The organism is Spirillospora sp. NPDC127506 (genome assembly GCF_040302145.1).
GTDB lineage: Bacteria > Actinomycetota > Actinomycetes > Streptosporangiales > Streptosporangiaceae > Spirillospora.
Genome location: NZ_JBEORG010000028.1, coordinates 39756 through 52735 on the forward strand (window position 1 = coordinate 39756; position 12980 = coordinate 52735).

A 12980-nucleotide genomic window follows, 5' to 3' on the forward strand; every position below is an offset into this window, starting at 1 on the left:
GGGAGAACGGCGTCGCGTCACAGGTCGTTGGCGGCGTAGGAGAGGTTGAAGCTCTTGTTGACGAGGGGGAAGTCGGGGACGATCGCGCCGGTCAGCGCGACCGGGAGGGCGGGCCAGTTGAAGAAGGACGGGTCCGCGATCTTCACGCGGGTCAGCGTCCAGTCGGCGGCCAGTTCGACGCGGTGGACGATCGTGCCCCGCCAGCCTTCGACGATGCCGATCCCGGACGCCGGGGCGGCCGCGGCGGTCGGCGGCCAGGAGGTCACCAGGCCGGGGTTCATGGCGTAGGTCAGGTCGCGGATGACGTCGATGGACGCGGCGGCCTCGCGGGCGCGGATCTGGAAGCGGGCCAGCACGTCGCCGGTCGCGGCGGTGGGCACGGTCAGCGCCGGGCGCAGGTCGGTGAACGGGTGGTCGCGGCGGGCGTCGGCGTCCAGCCCGCTCGCGCGGGCGACCGGGCCGAGGACGCCGAGGTCGCGGGCGGCGTCGGCGGGGAGCGGCGCGGTGCCGGTGAAGCGGTCGGCGACGACGGTGTGGCCGAGGGCGAGGTCCGCGAGCTCGGCGATGCCGGCGCCGATGGCCTTCAGCGCGGCCGGGTCGGGCAGGGCGCGCAGGACGGCGCCGCCGAGCAGGACGCCGCCGCGGAGCAGCCGGTGGCCGGTCACGACGGCGTTGAGGCGCAGGAGCTGCTCGCGGATGCGGCCGAACTGGGCGTTGAGGACGGAGTGCCCGACGTCGTTGCAGAGGGCGCCGAGGTCGGTGACGTGGTTGTAGAGGCGTTCGAGTTCGAGGAGGACGGCCCTCATCCGCTGGGCGCCCGGTGACACGGTGCAGCCCGCGGCGTCCTCCACGGCGAGGCAGAAGGCGAGGGTGTGGCCGACGGTCGTGTCTCCGCTGACGCGTTCGGCGACCGGCAGCGCGTCGAGCGGCAGGCGTCCCTGGAACAGCTTCTCCAGGCCCTTATGGACGAACCAGAGCCGCGCCTTCAGCTTGAGGATGCTCTCCCCGACGACGGAGAACCGGAAGTGCCCCGGTTCGATCAGCCCGGCGTGCACGGGGCCGACCGGGATCTCGTACACGCCCGGCCCGTCCACCTGGACGAACGGGTAGGGGCCCTCCGGGTCGCCGAACGGGGGCGGCGGCCCGGCGTCGGCGCGCATCGGGTACCAGCCGCGCGGCCAGTGGTGGTGCCGGACGAGCCGGCGCGGCAGCGGGTGGTCGGTGGGGACGATCCCGTACAGGTCGCGCATCTCGCGTTCGAACCGCCCGGCGGGGAAGCTGAGCGCGGCGAGGCTCGGCACCCGCGGGGCGTCCCGGTCGAGGCGGACGTGCAGTTCGGTGCGCCGGTCCGGGCGGGGGGCGGTGAACAGGTAGACGACGCGGAAGCAGTCCGGGTCCTCGTGGGCGGCGGCCAGGGCGAGGCGGTGGCCGTCCTGGAGCAGCTCGGCGGCGTGCTCGCGCAGGTGGGCGGCGTCGATGTCGTGGACGGTGGTCATCGGTGCGCTCCGAGGACGGCGGCGGCGTCGAGCAGGAGGTCGTGGAGGGGCCAGAGGGTGACGCCGAGCGCGGCGGACGCGAGCAGCCCGAGCAGCAGCCCGGCCGCCGCTCCCGGCGAGGGCCGGGACGGGAGGGTCGCGGCGCCGGGCCCGGGGCCGCCGAGCAGCATCCGGGCCGTGCCGGCGGCGACGGCGGCGGTGACGGCGAGCAGCAGGGCGAGCGCGGCGGCGACGGCCCAGCCGAGCCCGGCGGCGAACCCGGCGCGGAAGATCGCGAGTTCGCTGGCGAACAGGCTGAACGGCGGGAGGCCGAGCAGCGCGAGCACGGCCGCGCCGAACGCGCCGCCGATCAGCGGGGAGCGGGCCGCGAACCCGCGCACCGCGCCGATCCGGCTGGTCCCGGCGGCGTGCTGGATGTGCCCGGACGCGATGAAGGCGACGGACTTGGCGAGCCCGTGCCCGAGCACGTGCAGCAGGACGCCGGCGACGGCGAGCCGCGTCCCGATCGCCGCGCCGAGCGCGAGCAGGCCCATGTGCTCGATGCTGGAGTAGGCGAGCATCCGCTTGTAGTCGCGCTGGCGCAGCAGCAGCGCCGCCGCGAGCGCGAGCGACGCCAGCGCGACGGCCAGCAGCAGCGCCCGGACGAACCCGGCGCCGAGCGCCGCGTCCGCGATCACCTTGACGCGCAGCACGGCGTAGAACGCGACGGACAGCAGGACGCCGGACATGAGCGCGGACACCGGCGCGGGGGCCTGGCTGTGCGCGTCCGGCAGCCAGGCGTGCAGCGGGGCGAGCCCGGCCTTGGCGCCGAACCCGAGGACGAGCAGCGCGACGGCGATGCGGGTGACGTCCGGGTCGAGGCGCCCGGCGTGGGCGGCGAGCTCCGCCCAGCCGAGGGACCCGGAGGACGGGACGTGGGCGTGCTGCGCGGCGAAGTGCAGCAGCGCGACGCCGAGGAACGCCAGCGCGATCCCCGCCGAGCAGATCACGACGTACTTCCAGGCGGCCTCGGTGGCGTTGCGGGTGCGGCGGTGCCCGACGAGGAACGCGGTCAGGATCGTGGTGGCCTCGATCGCGACCCACAGCATCCCGAGGCTCGCGGCCAGCACCGCCAGCGCCATCGCGGCGACGAACGCCTGCGTCAGGACGCCGTAGCGGCGCCTGTCGCGGGCGGGCGCGTCCTCGGCGGCCAGGTAGGCGGGGCTCGCGAGCATGGCGAGCAGCGCCACCGCCCCGATCACGATGACCATGAAGGCGCTGAGCGCGTCGGCGCGCAGCAGCCCGCCGAGCCCGGTGCGGGGCCCGCCGGCGGCGAGCGCGATCCCGGACGCGAGGACGGCGGCGGCCGCCAGGGCGCCCAGCCAGGACGTCCCGCGGCGCGGGCCGAGCACGGCGTGGGCGGCGGCCGCCAGCAGCGGCGCCCCCATCGGGGCGGTCAGCAGCAGGCTCATCAGTCGCGCAACTCCCGCAGATCGTCCAGGTCGGTGTCGCCGAAGGCGGCCCGCATCCGCGCGGTCAGCACCTGGAGCACCAGCACCGCCAGCAGCACGTCGAGCGAGACGCCGAGCTCCACGATGAGCGGCACCCCGGACGTGGTCAGGAACGCCACCGCGGTGATGCCGTTGTCCATGAGCAGGAACCCCACGATCTGGGACAGCGCGCGCCGCCGCGTCACGAGGACGAACAGCCCGATGAGGACCACGGTCAGCGCGATCGGGACGGCGTGGGTCGCGGGCGTCGGGTCGAGCCGCACGATCGGGCGGGTGACGGCGTAGGAGAGCAGGCCGAGCAGCGCCGCGATCGTGAGCGAGGTCGCCACGTTGACCAGCGGCTGCGTCTCCCGGCTCGTCCCGCCCGCGGACATGGCGCGGCGCAGCAGCCGCGGCAGGACCACCGCGCGCAGCGCGCCGACGAAGGCGGCCAGCGCGACGACCTCGCCGTCCCCCTCGTGGACGCCGAGGACCGCGATGAGCAGCGCCAGCGCCGCGCCCTGCAGCGCGAACAGCCGCACGATCGCGGCGAGGTCGCGGCGCCACAGCACCAGCACGCCCGCGAGCAGGAAGGCGCCGCAGGCCACGTCGAGCAGCTGGACGTAGGTGGTGTGGTTCACGGCGCCACCAGGAAGAAGGACGAGGCGACGGCGAACAGCGCGAGCACGAACGAGCCGGCGAGCAGCTCCGGCACCCGGAACATGCGGAGCTTGGCCATGAAGACCTCCGCGGCGGCGAGCGCGGCGCCGGCGGCCGCGACCTTGGCGCCGATCGCCGCGACCGCGACCGGCAGCGCCGCGAGCGAGTCACCGGCGATGCCCCAGGGGACGAACAGGTTGGACAGGAGGCCGAGGAGCACCGTCAGCCGCATCGCGGACGCCCATTCGACCAGCGCGAGGTCGGGCCCGGCGTACTCCAGCACCATCGCCTCGTGGATCATCGTCAGTTCCAGGTGGGTGGACGGGTTGTCCACCGGCATCCGGCCGGTCTCGGCGATGACGACGACCACGAGGGCGACGAGCGCGAGCAGGCTCGCGGGGAACACGACCTGCTGCGGGTCGTCCAGCGCGGAGCCGACGATCGCGCCGAGGTCGGTGGAGCCGACCCGCACCGACAGCGCGAACGTCGACAGCAGGATGGTGGGCTCCACCAGCGCGAGCACGACCATCTCGCGGCTCGCGCCCATGCCGCCGAACGCGGTCCCGGTGTCGAGGCCGGCGAGCGCCAGCGCGACGGTGCCGAGCGCGAGCAGGGCCGTCACGGCGAACAGGTCGGCGGCGCCGTCCAGCGGGGAGCGCGTCGTGACGAGCGGCACCACGGCCGCGGCGACGAGCGTCGTGCCCGCGAGCACCAGCGGCGCCGCGCGGAACAGCGCGCCCGTGCCGTGCGGGGTGATCGGCTCCTTGCGGAGGAGCTTGCGCAGGTCGCGCCAGGGTTGCAGGACGCCGGCGCCGGCCCGCCCCTCCGCCCTCGCCCGGATCTGCCGCATCAGCCCGGCGAGCAGCGGCGCGCCGGCCGCGACGAGGACGACCTGCAGAACCGTCCCGACGATCCCGGTCACCGGAGCACCGCCAGGGCGATCAGCAGGCCGGTGAAGGCGTAGAAGCCGTACCCGACGTAGCGGTGCACGCTGCCGTCGGCCAGGCCGCGCGCCGCCTCGCCGACGCGGGCGGCGGCGGCGAGGACGGGCCGGTACAGCCGGTGCTCGACGCGGTCGCCGACCCGCGTCCGGTAGGTCACGCTGTCCACGAGATAGGCCGACTCCTTCAGCGGGGTGACGTCCAGGTCGGTTTCGGGGGCGAGGACGTTGTCGAAGACGCGCTGCAGGGGTTCGGCGAACGAGGTCGCGGTGTACTCCATGCGCGGCGACATGGGGCCGGCGCCGCAGTCCCAGAGCCGGGCGCGGCGGCGGGACGCGCGGCGGGTCGCGGCGAGGCGCAGCAGCGCGAGCAGCCCCACGACGGCGACCAGCAGGAAGGCGGCGATGAGCAGCGGCGACACGGTGCCGGACAGCCCGGCGAGGCGCAGCGTCACCGGCCCCGCCACGGCGTCCGGCCCCGGTACGGCGAGGGCCACCGGCCGGGCGATCGAGGGCAGGACGAGCCCGGGCGAGAGCGCCAGGACGACGCAGCCCGCGGCGGCCGCGGCCATCCCGGCGAGCATCGGCGCCGGCGCCTCCCGGGCCTGCGCCGCGGCCGAGCTGCGCGCCCGCGCCAGGAACCCGACGCCGAACGCCTTCACGAACGCGGCGATCGCCAGGCCCGCCGACAGCGCCACCGCGGCGACGGCGAGCGGCATCGTGACCGCCGTCATCGTCCCGCCGGACGGCAGGGCGTGGACGAGGCTCTGCAGCAGCAGCCATTCGCTGACGAACCCGTTGCCGAGCGGGAGCGCGGAGGCCATCAGCGCGCCGGTCCCGAACAGCGCCGCGGTGGCGGGCATGCGGGTCCGCAGGCCGCCGAGGGCGTCCAGGTCGCGGGTGCCGGTGGCGTGCACGACCGACCCGGCCGCGAGGAACAGCAGCGTCTTGAACCCCGCGTGGTTGACGACGTGCAGCAGCGCGGCGGTGAGCGCCAGGGCGGACAGCGTCCGCGCACCGGACGCCGCGAACAGCCCGGACGCCCCGACGCCGACGAGGACGAGGCCCATGTTCTCGCACGTCGAATAGGCCAGGAGCCGTTTGATGTCGCTGGACACGGCGGCCTGGAGGACGCCGTACAGGGCCGACCCGCCGCCCGCCGCCAGGACGGCCAGCCACCACCACGCCGGCCCGCCGCCGAGCAGGTCGAAGCCGACCCGGACGATCCCGTACACGCCGAGGTTCACCATGGCCGCGCTCATCAGCGCCGACACGTGGCTCGGCGCCTCCGGATGGGCGCGCGGCAGCCACACGTGCAGCGGCGCGATCCCCGCCTTGGACGCGAATCCGGCGAAGACCGCGAGGAACACGGCGGCGCGCCCCCACTCGGGGAGCCCGTCCGCCGCCGCGCGGAGCCGCTCGAACGACTCGCCGTGCGCGGCCGCCGCGAACCCGGCCAGCCCGGCGAGGATCACCACCATCCCGAGATGCGTCATGACGGCGTACCACAGGCCCGCCGCGGCGACCTCGTCCCGCCTGCGGTGCTCGGCCACGACGAGCAGCAGCGACGCGAGCGCCATCAGCTCCCACGCCAGCAGGAAGGTGCTCACGCTCGCGGCGGCCGGGACCAGCGCCATCGCCGCGAGGAAGACCGGCGCCATCACCTGCGGGACGCGGCCGTCCAGGCCGCCGTGCCGGGTGTAGCCGATGCCGTAGACGGCGGCGCACACCGCCACCGCCCCCGTGACCGCGACGAACAGGCCGCCCAGCGGGTCGAGGGCCAGCTGGACGCCCGCGAGCGGCAGCAGATCGGGCAGCCGGACGCTCCACTCCCCGCCGCGCATCGCCGAGACCCCGGCGACGACGGCGGCCGCTCCCCCGGCCGCCGTGACCGCCCCGGCGGCCGCCCGCCGGGACCTGGGCGGCAGGACGAGCCCCGCGACGGCCGCGAGCAGGTTCAGTCCGAGGGCCGCCGTGAACGCGGCGGACGTCATCGCCCGGTCAATCCGCGCAGCGCCGCCACGATCGCCTCCGGCTCGGGCGGGCATCCCGGCACCTCGACGTCCACCGGGACGACGTCCCGGACCGCGCCCGCGACGCCGTACGCCTCGGCGAAGACGCCGCAGTTGCGCGCGCAGTCGCCCAGCGCGACGACGACCTTCGGCTCGGGGACGGCCTCATGGGTGCGCCGGAGCGCCATCTCCATGTTGCGCGTGACCGGTCCCGTGACCAGCAGCGCGTCCGCGTGGCGGGGCGAGGCGACCTGGCGCGCGCCGTACCGCTCGGCGTCGTGCACGGGCCCGAACGCCGAGGCGATCTCCACCTCGCAGCCGTTGCACGACCCGGCGTCGACGTGCCGGACCTGGACCGACCCGGCGAGGGCGCGGGCGCGCGCGGGCAGCGCGGGCTCGGGGCGCCTCGGCGCGGCCTCGGCGGCGCGCCCGGTCGTGCGGATCTTGCGGAACAGGTCTCTCACGCGGGTCCCCGGGGTCGAATACTGACATGCGCAATTGCCAACTTTAGCAACTCATAAGCATGCTAAGACCGCATACCCGTCCAACCCGGTCAGGCCCCGGCGCGCCCCCGCCCGCCGGCGGGCCCGGAGGAGCGCATCTCGTCCAGCAGTTCGGCCTGCCCCGACAGCACGCCGGTCAGGATCTCCCGCGCCACCGCGAGCAGGTCCGCGACGCGGGGGCTGGTCAGCGAGTAGATGACCGTCGCCCCCTCCTTGCGGGAGACGACGAGCCCCGCCCGGCGCAGCACGGCGAGCTGCTGCGACAGGTGCGCCGGCTCGATGCCCACCTCCGGCAGCATCTCCGCCACCGCGTGGTCGCGCTCGCTCAGCAGCTCCAGCACCCGGATCCGCGCCGGGTGCCCCAGCGTCTTGAAGAACTCGGCCTTCAGCTGGTAGAGCGGCGCGCTCACCGCGGCCGCCCGCGGACCGTCCGTGGCACCATCGTCCCGGTACTCCTTCGCCGGAGTAGCAACCTTAGCAATTGCTAAGGTTAGCAACTCCTTCCCGCACCGGCCCGCCGGCGGCCGGGCCGCCGCAGGCGCATCCGCGCCCTCTCGTTCCCAGGCTGTAGAACCAGTCCTTCATGTAGTGGTTCGGCTTGTACTCGGAGTGGCGCGATCCGGCTCCGGCGAAGGACCTTTCCGAATGGCTCGGCCGCGGCGTCGCCCGATTCAGCGAGGAGGAGGCCGGCCGCTGCTTCCGCGACGGCTCCCAGCACACCCTTCTCCATGAAGGGCACAGGGCCGTGATCGAGTGCCAGAAGGTCTTCCCCACCGACTGGGAGTTCCGCGTCGACATCAAGCCGTACTGGTGACGCGCGCTCCAGGGGACTGAGGCTCCCCGGAAATTTTCCGGCGCCCGCCGCGCTGGTCCGGTCCGCCAGCGGGACTGGTCGCCCGGCCGCCGCACGCCCTCCCGCCGGCGCCCCCGCGGGGGGTTGCCAGCGCGCCGCCGGCCGGTTACGGTTCAGTCGATTTATAGGAAAGTTTCCTATTAGAAGGTTCACCGGATGCCGCGCGCGCCGCCCGCCACGCACTCACCGACACCGCAGCACGACCGACTCGGGGTTCGGGGGATTCCCGCTCGTCCACACCTCCTACCCGGGAGTGACTTTGCGAAGAACACTTCTCCCCGCTTTCCTGTTCACCGCCCTCTGCTCCCTCGTCCTCGCCCTCCTCGCCCCCGTCGCGGCCAATGCCGCGTCTGTGACGGCGACGTTCACCAAGTCGTCCGACTGGGGCTCCGGCTACGAGGCCAAGTACACGATCAAGAACGAGACCGGCTCGGCGATCTCGTCGTGGAAGGTCGAGTTCGACCTCCCGTCCGGCTCCACGGTCGGGACGTACTGGGAGGCGCTGCTCACCACGTCCGGGCAGCACTCCACGTTCACCAACCGCAACTACAACGGCAACGTCGCCCCCGGCGCGTCGGTCTCGTTCGGCTTCATCGTCAGCGGCTCTGGAACGCCCCAAGGCTGCAGGCTCAACGGCGCGTCCTGCGACGGCGGCGGCACCACCGAGCCCGGCGCGCCCTCGGCTCCCGGCACCCCGACCGTGACCGGCCGGACCGACACCTCCCTCACCCTCTCGTGGTCGGCCTCCTCCGGCGGGCCCACCGGCTACCGCGTCTACGAGGGCTCCGCCGTCCGCGCCACCGTGTCCGGGACGAGCGCCACGATCAGCGGCCTGGCCAAGTGCTCCGACCACACCTACACGGTCAGGGCGTACAACGCGTCCGGCGAGTCCGCGGCGAGCGGGCCGGTGTCGGCCACGACCACCGGCTGCACGACGCAGCCGCCCGGCACCCGCCGGGCCGCGCCCTACCTCTACATGGGCTGGGGCGAGCCGCCGAACCCGGCCACGGTCATGAGCGCGACCGGGATCAAGTGGTTCACGATGGCGTTCATCCTGTCCGGCGGCGGGTGCAGCCCGGCGTGGGACGGGAACCGTCCGCTCAGGGGCGGCGCGGACGAGCAGGCGATCGGCCAGATCCGCGCGGCCGGCGGTGACGTGCTGCCGTCCATCGGCGGCTGGTCGGGCAACAAGCTCGGCCCGAACTGCTCCTCCGCCGATGCCCTCGCCGGCGCCTACCAGCAGGTCATCGACGCGTTCGGCCTGAAGGCGATCGACGTCGACATCGAGAACAGCGACGAGTTCGAGAACGCCGCCGTCCAGGACCGGATCCTCGGCGCCCTCAAGATCGTCAAGCAGCGGAACCCCGGCATCCAGACGATCCTGACGTTCGGCACCGCCACCACCGGTCCGAACTACTGGGGCCAGCGGCTCATCACCCAGGCCGCGGCGCTCCAGGCGAACGTGGACGTCTTCACCGTCATGCCGTTCGACTTCGGCGGCGGCTCGGACATGTACGGCAACACCGTCAACGCGTCCGAGGGCCTGAAGAACCAGCTGAAGTCGGCCTTCGGCTGGTCGGACGCCACCGCCTACTCGCACATGGGCATCTCCGGCATGAACGGCCTGTCCGACCAGCAGGAGCTCACCTCGCCCCAGACGTGGACGCAGATCCGCGACTGGGCGAAGTCCAAGGGCCTCGCCCGCCTCGCGTTCTGGTCGGTCAACCGCGACCGTCCCTGCGCGGGCGGCGGCGTGACCTCCAACTGCAGCGGCATCGACCAGCAGCCGTGGCAGTTCACCAAGATCACGGCAGGTTTCTGACCCTCTCCTCCCGGCGGCCCGCGTCCCCCTCCCTGGACGCGGGCCGCCCCTTCGCGCAGCGCTTCGGCGTCCGCCGCCGCGCAGCCGCGGTGACAAGCAGAGAGCCCCGATCCACAAGGACCGAGGCTCGAATGTTGTTCCGGGGGGTGTCAGCGCTTCAACGCGGCCACCAGCATCGCGAACTCGTCTCGGCTGACGACCAGCTTCGGGCCGTCCGGGTTCTTCGAGTCTCGGACGCCGACACCGGAGGGGAGGCCGGCGACCTCAACGCAGTTGCCGCCATTTCCCGAGCTGCGCGATGACTTTCGCCATGTCGCCCTACTCAGATCCATGATGATCTTCCTTCATGATGCGGCGGATCAGGTCCGCCGACTGCTTCACCGACGAGGCCGACGATTTGATCGACTCGTAGCACATGGCCCAGTAGCCAACGTCCTCAGGGCGCTCGATGAACCGTCCGCCCGTGAGATCCTCAGCGTAGGCCACGGTCACGCCGCCGGGGAGAGCCAGGAGACTGAAGCAACACGTCAAGCCGGCGTGCGCTCCAGTGTCGAAGGGGATCACTTGGAGCGTGACTTTCGGATGGTCGGTGAGTTCCAGGAGATAGCCGATCTGTTCACGCATGATCTTCGCGGATCCGACCGGGCGGCGTAGGACTGGTTCGTCCATGACGACCCACAGCGTTGGGCAGTTCGTCGCGGTGAGCAGCGCTTTGCGCTCCATGCGGCTTGTGACAAGTGCTTCGATCTCCTCCGGAGTATCGCCCGGACGGCCCGTCCTGTGGAGCTCACGCGCATACTCGGGTGTCTGGAGCAGGCCCGGGATGCAGAGGCCCTCGTACCAGCGGATCATGGACGTCTTCTTCTCGACCTCCAGGTACTCCGCGAACCCGGTCGGGAGGCGGTGAGCCTTCTTGAAGTCGAGCGTCCGGGTGAGCGCGCCGCCGGTCTCCAGTTCACGATCGCACGACTCCGCGAACGGCAGGGAGGCGGCGAGCTGCCCCGTCTCGACGCCGGAGATCAGCGACTCCGAGAAGCTGATCCGGGTGGCGAGTTCCGCCTGCGTCAGCCCGGCCTGCTTGCGGTAATGGCGCAGCTCACGTCCCCATATGGCTTGGGGGCTGTACGGGTCGACCACCACTTTCGGCCTCCAGCGTCCGAGTTCAACGACTTCACCGGGCTTCGACGGCACCCCGGTCGAGTTCAGGACGACCCCAGAGTGTCACGACTCCCACACGGAACGTGGCCTTTTCGGTCCAATCTGTGAACACACGAGTTCGGGCGGTGTTTCAGGGAGGTCAGACACATGGCGACGGCAGCGCGCGCACCCGAGACTCCGACACTCGTCCTTGAGCCCGACGCTCAGGCGCCCCGGCTGGCGCGGCGGTTTCTCGCCGAGCGGTTCGCCGAGTGGGGGATCTCGGACGACTACGTGGGGCGGGTCGTGGTCAGCGAACTCGTCACCAACGCCTACCTGCACGGGAAGGGGCAGATCGTCGTGCGGGTGTTCCGTGACGAGCGCGACGGCCTGGTGGTCGTGGAGGTGTGGGACGCCGGCGAAGGACGCCCGCGGGTCCGGCCGGAGGATCACGCGGCCGCGTCGGGGCGGGGGCTCCTGCTGATGGCGGAGATCGTCCACGGGTGGGGCGTCCGGCCGCTGAACGAGGGCGGCAAGGTCACGTGGGCGAAACTGCGAGGCCGCGACGCGGACTGGCCGCTTGATCACAGGTAAGGGATCATGGACGACATGGCCCGTTATCAGCGCGATGCCCAGCTTGAACCGTTTCCTCGTGAGCTGCTGGACGAGGCCGTACGGGCGCTGCTCTCCGCGGTGGAAGAGGCGCCCATCGGTGAGAGCGGCTTCACGTTGGGGGACGAGGTCATCGAGGATGTGCGGCTGGTGAAGGGGCGTCACCTCGCCGCGGGGGCCCGCTACCGGGGAGAGGGCGACGGGTTCGTCGTCGATGTGCACGTGCCCATGTGGAACCGGGTCGGCGAGTCCCGCATCGAGGTCGTCGGCGACGCCGGCGGTCATACGGTCGGCCTGCGGGTGGAGCTGCGCATGTCCGGGCGGCGGCTCCGCAGCCTTCGCGTCACGGGGAATTACCAGGGGCCCAAGCCGTTCCGCGGGTTGCGGCGGGTGAAATGGGAATGCGAGGTGCGGGCCGAGGAATGGTGGTCCGCGCTCGCTCCGAAGACGGCTCCGATCTCGCTGCGAGTCGTGCACCCTTTCGCTTCCGGGGAGCTGCGGATTGCGCGGCGCAAGGACAAGCGCGGACGCTGGTCCGTCAGGATGGCGGCACGGTACGGCGGACGGTCGCTCATGCGTCCGCTGGCCGCGCTGGGGCTGCTCTTCGTGCGGGGGCGCGTCCGGCGTGCGCTGAACGAAGGTTTCGGCAAGGCCGTGTCCGCGTGGAACTCCGAAGTGCCGGGCATGGTCGAGCGGGGCTTGCCGGAGCGGCTTGAATTCGAGCATCAGATAAAGCTCGAAGCCGTGTCTCGCGAGTGGGTCGAGGAGTATGTGGCCGCTCTTCACCGCGAGATCGAAAAGCTGTCTTTCCATAAACGGCGGCTCGTTGAGGGCGGCGCGGGCTTCGGCGTCCGGCTGCTCAAGGGCAAGCACATCAGGCCGGGCACCGGCTATCGCATCGCGTTCGCGGACGACGAGGTCGAGCCGCTCGACCTGCACGTCGCGGCGTGGGACTTCGACGGGCGGAACCGCATCGAGTTCAGTACCCCGGACGATGTGCAGACGGGGTGGGTCGAGATCGACAGCGCCCGGAAGGTCGGCGCCGTCCGCGCCGGGTTCGCCGGCGAGTTCGAGGGCTTGCCCGCCGTGACGGCTGAGGCCGAAGCCGATCTCGGACGCTGGTGGAGCACGGGCGCCCTGCTCCGCGTCAGCGCCGCGCACCCGGTGGGCGAGGCGGGCCTGACCGCCGACCGGGCCGCGGACGAGGGCGGGCAGTGGACGGTGCACGTCGCCGCCACCGTCGCGGGCCTGGCGTGGGCGCGCCACCTGGTCGCGCTCGCCGGGCTGCTGTCCGGTCCCGCACTGAGGCGCTCGTTCCGCGAGAACGCGGACGCGTTCGCCGAGAAGTGGAACGGCGCCGCCCCCGGAAGCGGGCCCGCCGGCCAGGCCGCGGCCTCCACGCTCCGCGCCCTCCTGGGCCGCTAGGCGTATTGGCAGGTCTCGCCGAAGCAACGGCGCTTTCTCGGTGTTTCATGC

At 72.9% G+C, this 12980-nt stretch carries 13 protein-coding genes; 4 read left to right on the top strand and 9 right to left on the bottom strand.

The genetic code is table 11. The annotated features are described in order from the left end of the window. Positions 1–17: 17 nt before the first annotated feature. The 7 genes from ABTW95_RS24475 to ABTW95_RS24505 form a co-directional block, all read right to left on the bottom strand. Positions 18–1496, bottom strand: coding sequence for a hydrogenase large subunit (locus ABTW95_RS24475; RefSeq protein WP_396449310.1), 1479 nt, complete (start codon positions 1494–1496; stop codon positions 18–20). Then, positions 1493–2947 carry a proton-conducting transporter transmembrane domain-containing protein gene (locus ABTW95_RS24480; RefSeq protein ID WP_396449309.1) on the bottom strand — a complete coding sequence of 485 codons (1455 nt, stop codon included), beginning with the start codon at positions 2945–2947 and terminating at the stop codon, positions 1493–1495. The genes ABTW95_RS24475 and ABTW95_RS24480 overlap by 4 nt, the downstream gene beginning before the upstream one ends. Beyond that, on the bottom strand, positions 2947–3606 hold the full coding sequence (locus ABTW95_RS24485; protein WP_396449308.1) for a hypothetical protein: 660 nt from the start codon (positions 3604–3606) through the stop codon (positions 2947–2949). The genes ABTW95_RS24480 and ABTW95_RS24485 overlap by 1 nt, the downstream gene beginning before the upstream one ends. Continuing rightward, the gene (locus tag ABTW95_RS24490) at positions 3603–4547 is read right to left on the bottom strand and encodes a respiratory chain complex I subunit 1 family protein (RefSeq protein ID WP_396449307.1); all 945 of its coding nucleotides are present in this window, start codon (positions 4545–4547) and stop codon (positions 3603–3605) included. Before ABTW95_RS24490 ends, ABTW95_RS24485 begins: the two co-directional genes overlap by 4 nt. Next, positions 4544–6559: a proton-conducting transporter transmembrane domain-containing protein gene (locus tag ABTW95_RS24495; protein WP_500227471.1), complete on the bottom strand. Its 2016-nt coding sequence runs from the start codon at positions 6557–6559 to the stop codon at positions 4544–4546. The genes ABTW95_RS24490 and ABTW95_RS24495 overlap by 4 nt, the downstream gene beginning before the upstream one ends. Further along, positions 6556–7041, bottom strand: a complete 486-nt coding sequence (locus ABTW95_RS24500) for an NADH-quinone oxidoreductase subunit B family protein (protein WP_396449305.1) — start codon at positions 7039–7041, stop codon at positions 6556–6558. The genes ABTW95_RS24495 and ABTW95_RS24500 overlap by 4 nt, the downstream gene beginning before the upstream one ends. Before the next feature lie 89 nt (positions 7042–7130). Further along, the gene (locus ABTW95_RS24505; RefSeq protein WP_396449304.1) at positions 7131–7490 is read right to left on the bottom strand and encodes an ArsR/SmtB family transcription factor; all 360 of its coding nucleotides are present in this window, start codon (positions 7488–7490) and stop codon (positions 7131–7133) included. Positions 7491–7678: 188 nt separating this feature from the next. On the opposite strand from ABTW95_RS24505, the gene ABTW95_RS24510 reads away from it, so the two are divergent. Next, positions 7679–7894, top strand: coding sequence for a hypothetical protein (locus ABTW95_RS24510; RefSeq protein ID WP_500227472.1), 216 nt, complete (start codon positions 7679–7681; stop codon positions 7892–7894). 298 nt (positions 7895–8192) lie between these two features. Further along, complete coding sequence (locus ABTW95_RS24515; RefSeq protein WP_396454447.1) at positions 8193–9755, top strand: cellulose binding domain-containing protein; 1563 nt, start codon at positions 8193–8195, stop codon at positions 9753–9755. 149 nt (positions 9756–9904) lie between these two features. On the opposite strand, the gene ABTW95_RS24520 is transcribed toward ABTW95_RS24515, so the two are convergent. Continuing rightward, positions 9905–10087, bottom strand: a complete 183-nt coding sequence (locus tag ABTW95_RS24520; RefSeq protein WP_500227473.1) for a DUF397 domain-containing protein — start codon at positions 10085–10087, stop codon at positions 9905–9907. Next, a complete protein-coding gene (locus ABTW95_RS24525) occupies positions 10074–10895 on the bottom strand; it encodes a helix-turn-helix domain-containing protein (RefSeq protein WP_500227474.1) in 822 nt (273 codons plus the stop codon). The genes ABTW95_RS24520 and ABTW95_RS24525 overlap by 14 nt, the downstream gene beginning before the upstream one ends. Before the next feature lie 165 nt (positions 10896–11060). On the opposite strand from ABTW95_RS24525, the gene ABTW95_RS24530 reads away from it, so the two are divergent. Together ABTW95_RS24530 and ABTW95_RS24535 are read left to right on the top strand one after the other, a co-directional pair. Next, positions 11061–11486 carry an ATP-binding protein gene (locus ABTW95_RS24530; protein ID WP_396449300.1) on the top strand — a complete coding sequence of 142 codons (426 nt, stop codon included), beginning with the start codon at positions 11061–11063 and terminating at the stop codon, positions 11484–11486. Positions 11487–11492: 6 nt separating this feature from the next. Next, positions 11493–12929 carry a hypothetical protein gene (locus ABTW95_RS24535; protein ID WP_396454444.1) on the top strand — a complete coding sequence of 479 codons (1437 nt, stop codon included), beginning with the start codon at positions 11493–11495 and terminating at the stop codon, positions 12927–12929. Positions 12930–12980 lie beyond the last annotated feature (51 nt).

What these genes read in the sequence shown, in the direction of transcription:
- ABTW95_RS24475 (WP_396449310.1), bottom strand. Translation starts at nt 1,496, where the DNA reads ATGACCACCGTCCACGACATCGACGCCGCCCACCTGCGCGAGCACGCC.
- ABTW95_RS24480 (WP_396449309.1), bottom strand. Translation starts at nt 2,947, where the DNA reads ATGAGCCTGCTGCTGACCGCCCCGATGGGGGCGCCGCTGCTGGCGGCC.
- ABTW95_RS24495 (WP_500227471.1), bottom strand. Translation starts at nt 6,559, where the DNA reads ATGACGTCCGCCGCGTTCACGGCGGCCCTCGGACTGAACCTGCTCGCG.
- ABTW95_RS24520 (WP_500227473.1), bottom strand. Translation starts at nt 10,087, where the DNA reads ATGGATCTGAGTAGGGCGACATGGCGAAAGTCATCGCGCAGCTCGGGA.
- ABTW95_RS24530 (WP_396449300.1), top strand. Translation starts at nt 11,061, where the DNA reads ATGGCGACGGCAGCGCGCGCACCCGAGACTCCGACACTCGTCCTTGAG.
- ABTW95_RS24535 (WP_396454444.1), top strand. Translation starts at nt 11,493, where the DNA reads ATGGACGACATGGCCCGTTATCAGCGCGATGCCCAGCTTGAACCGTTT.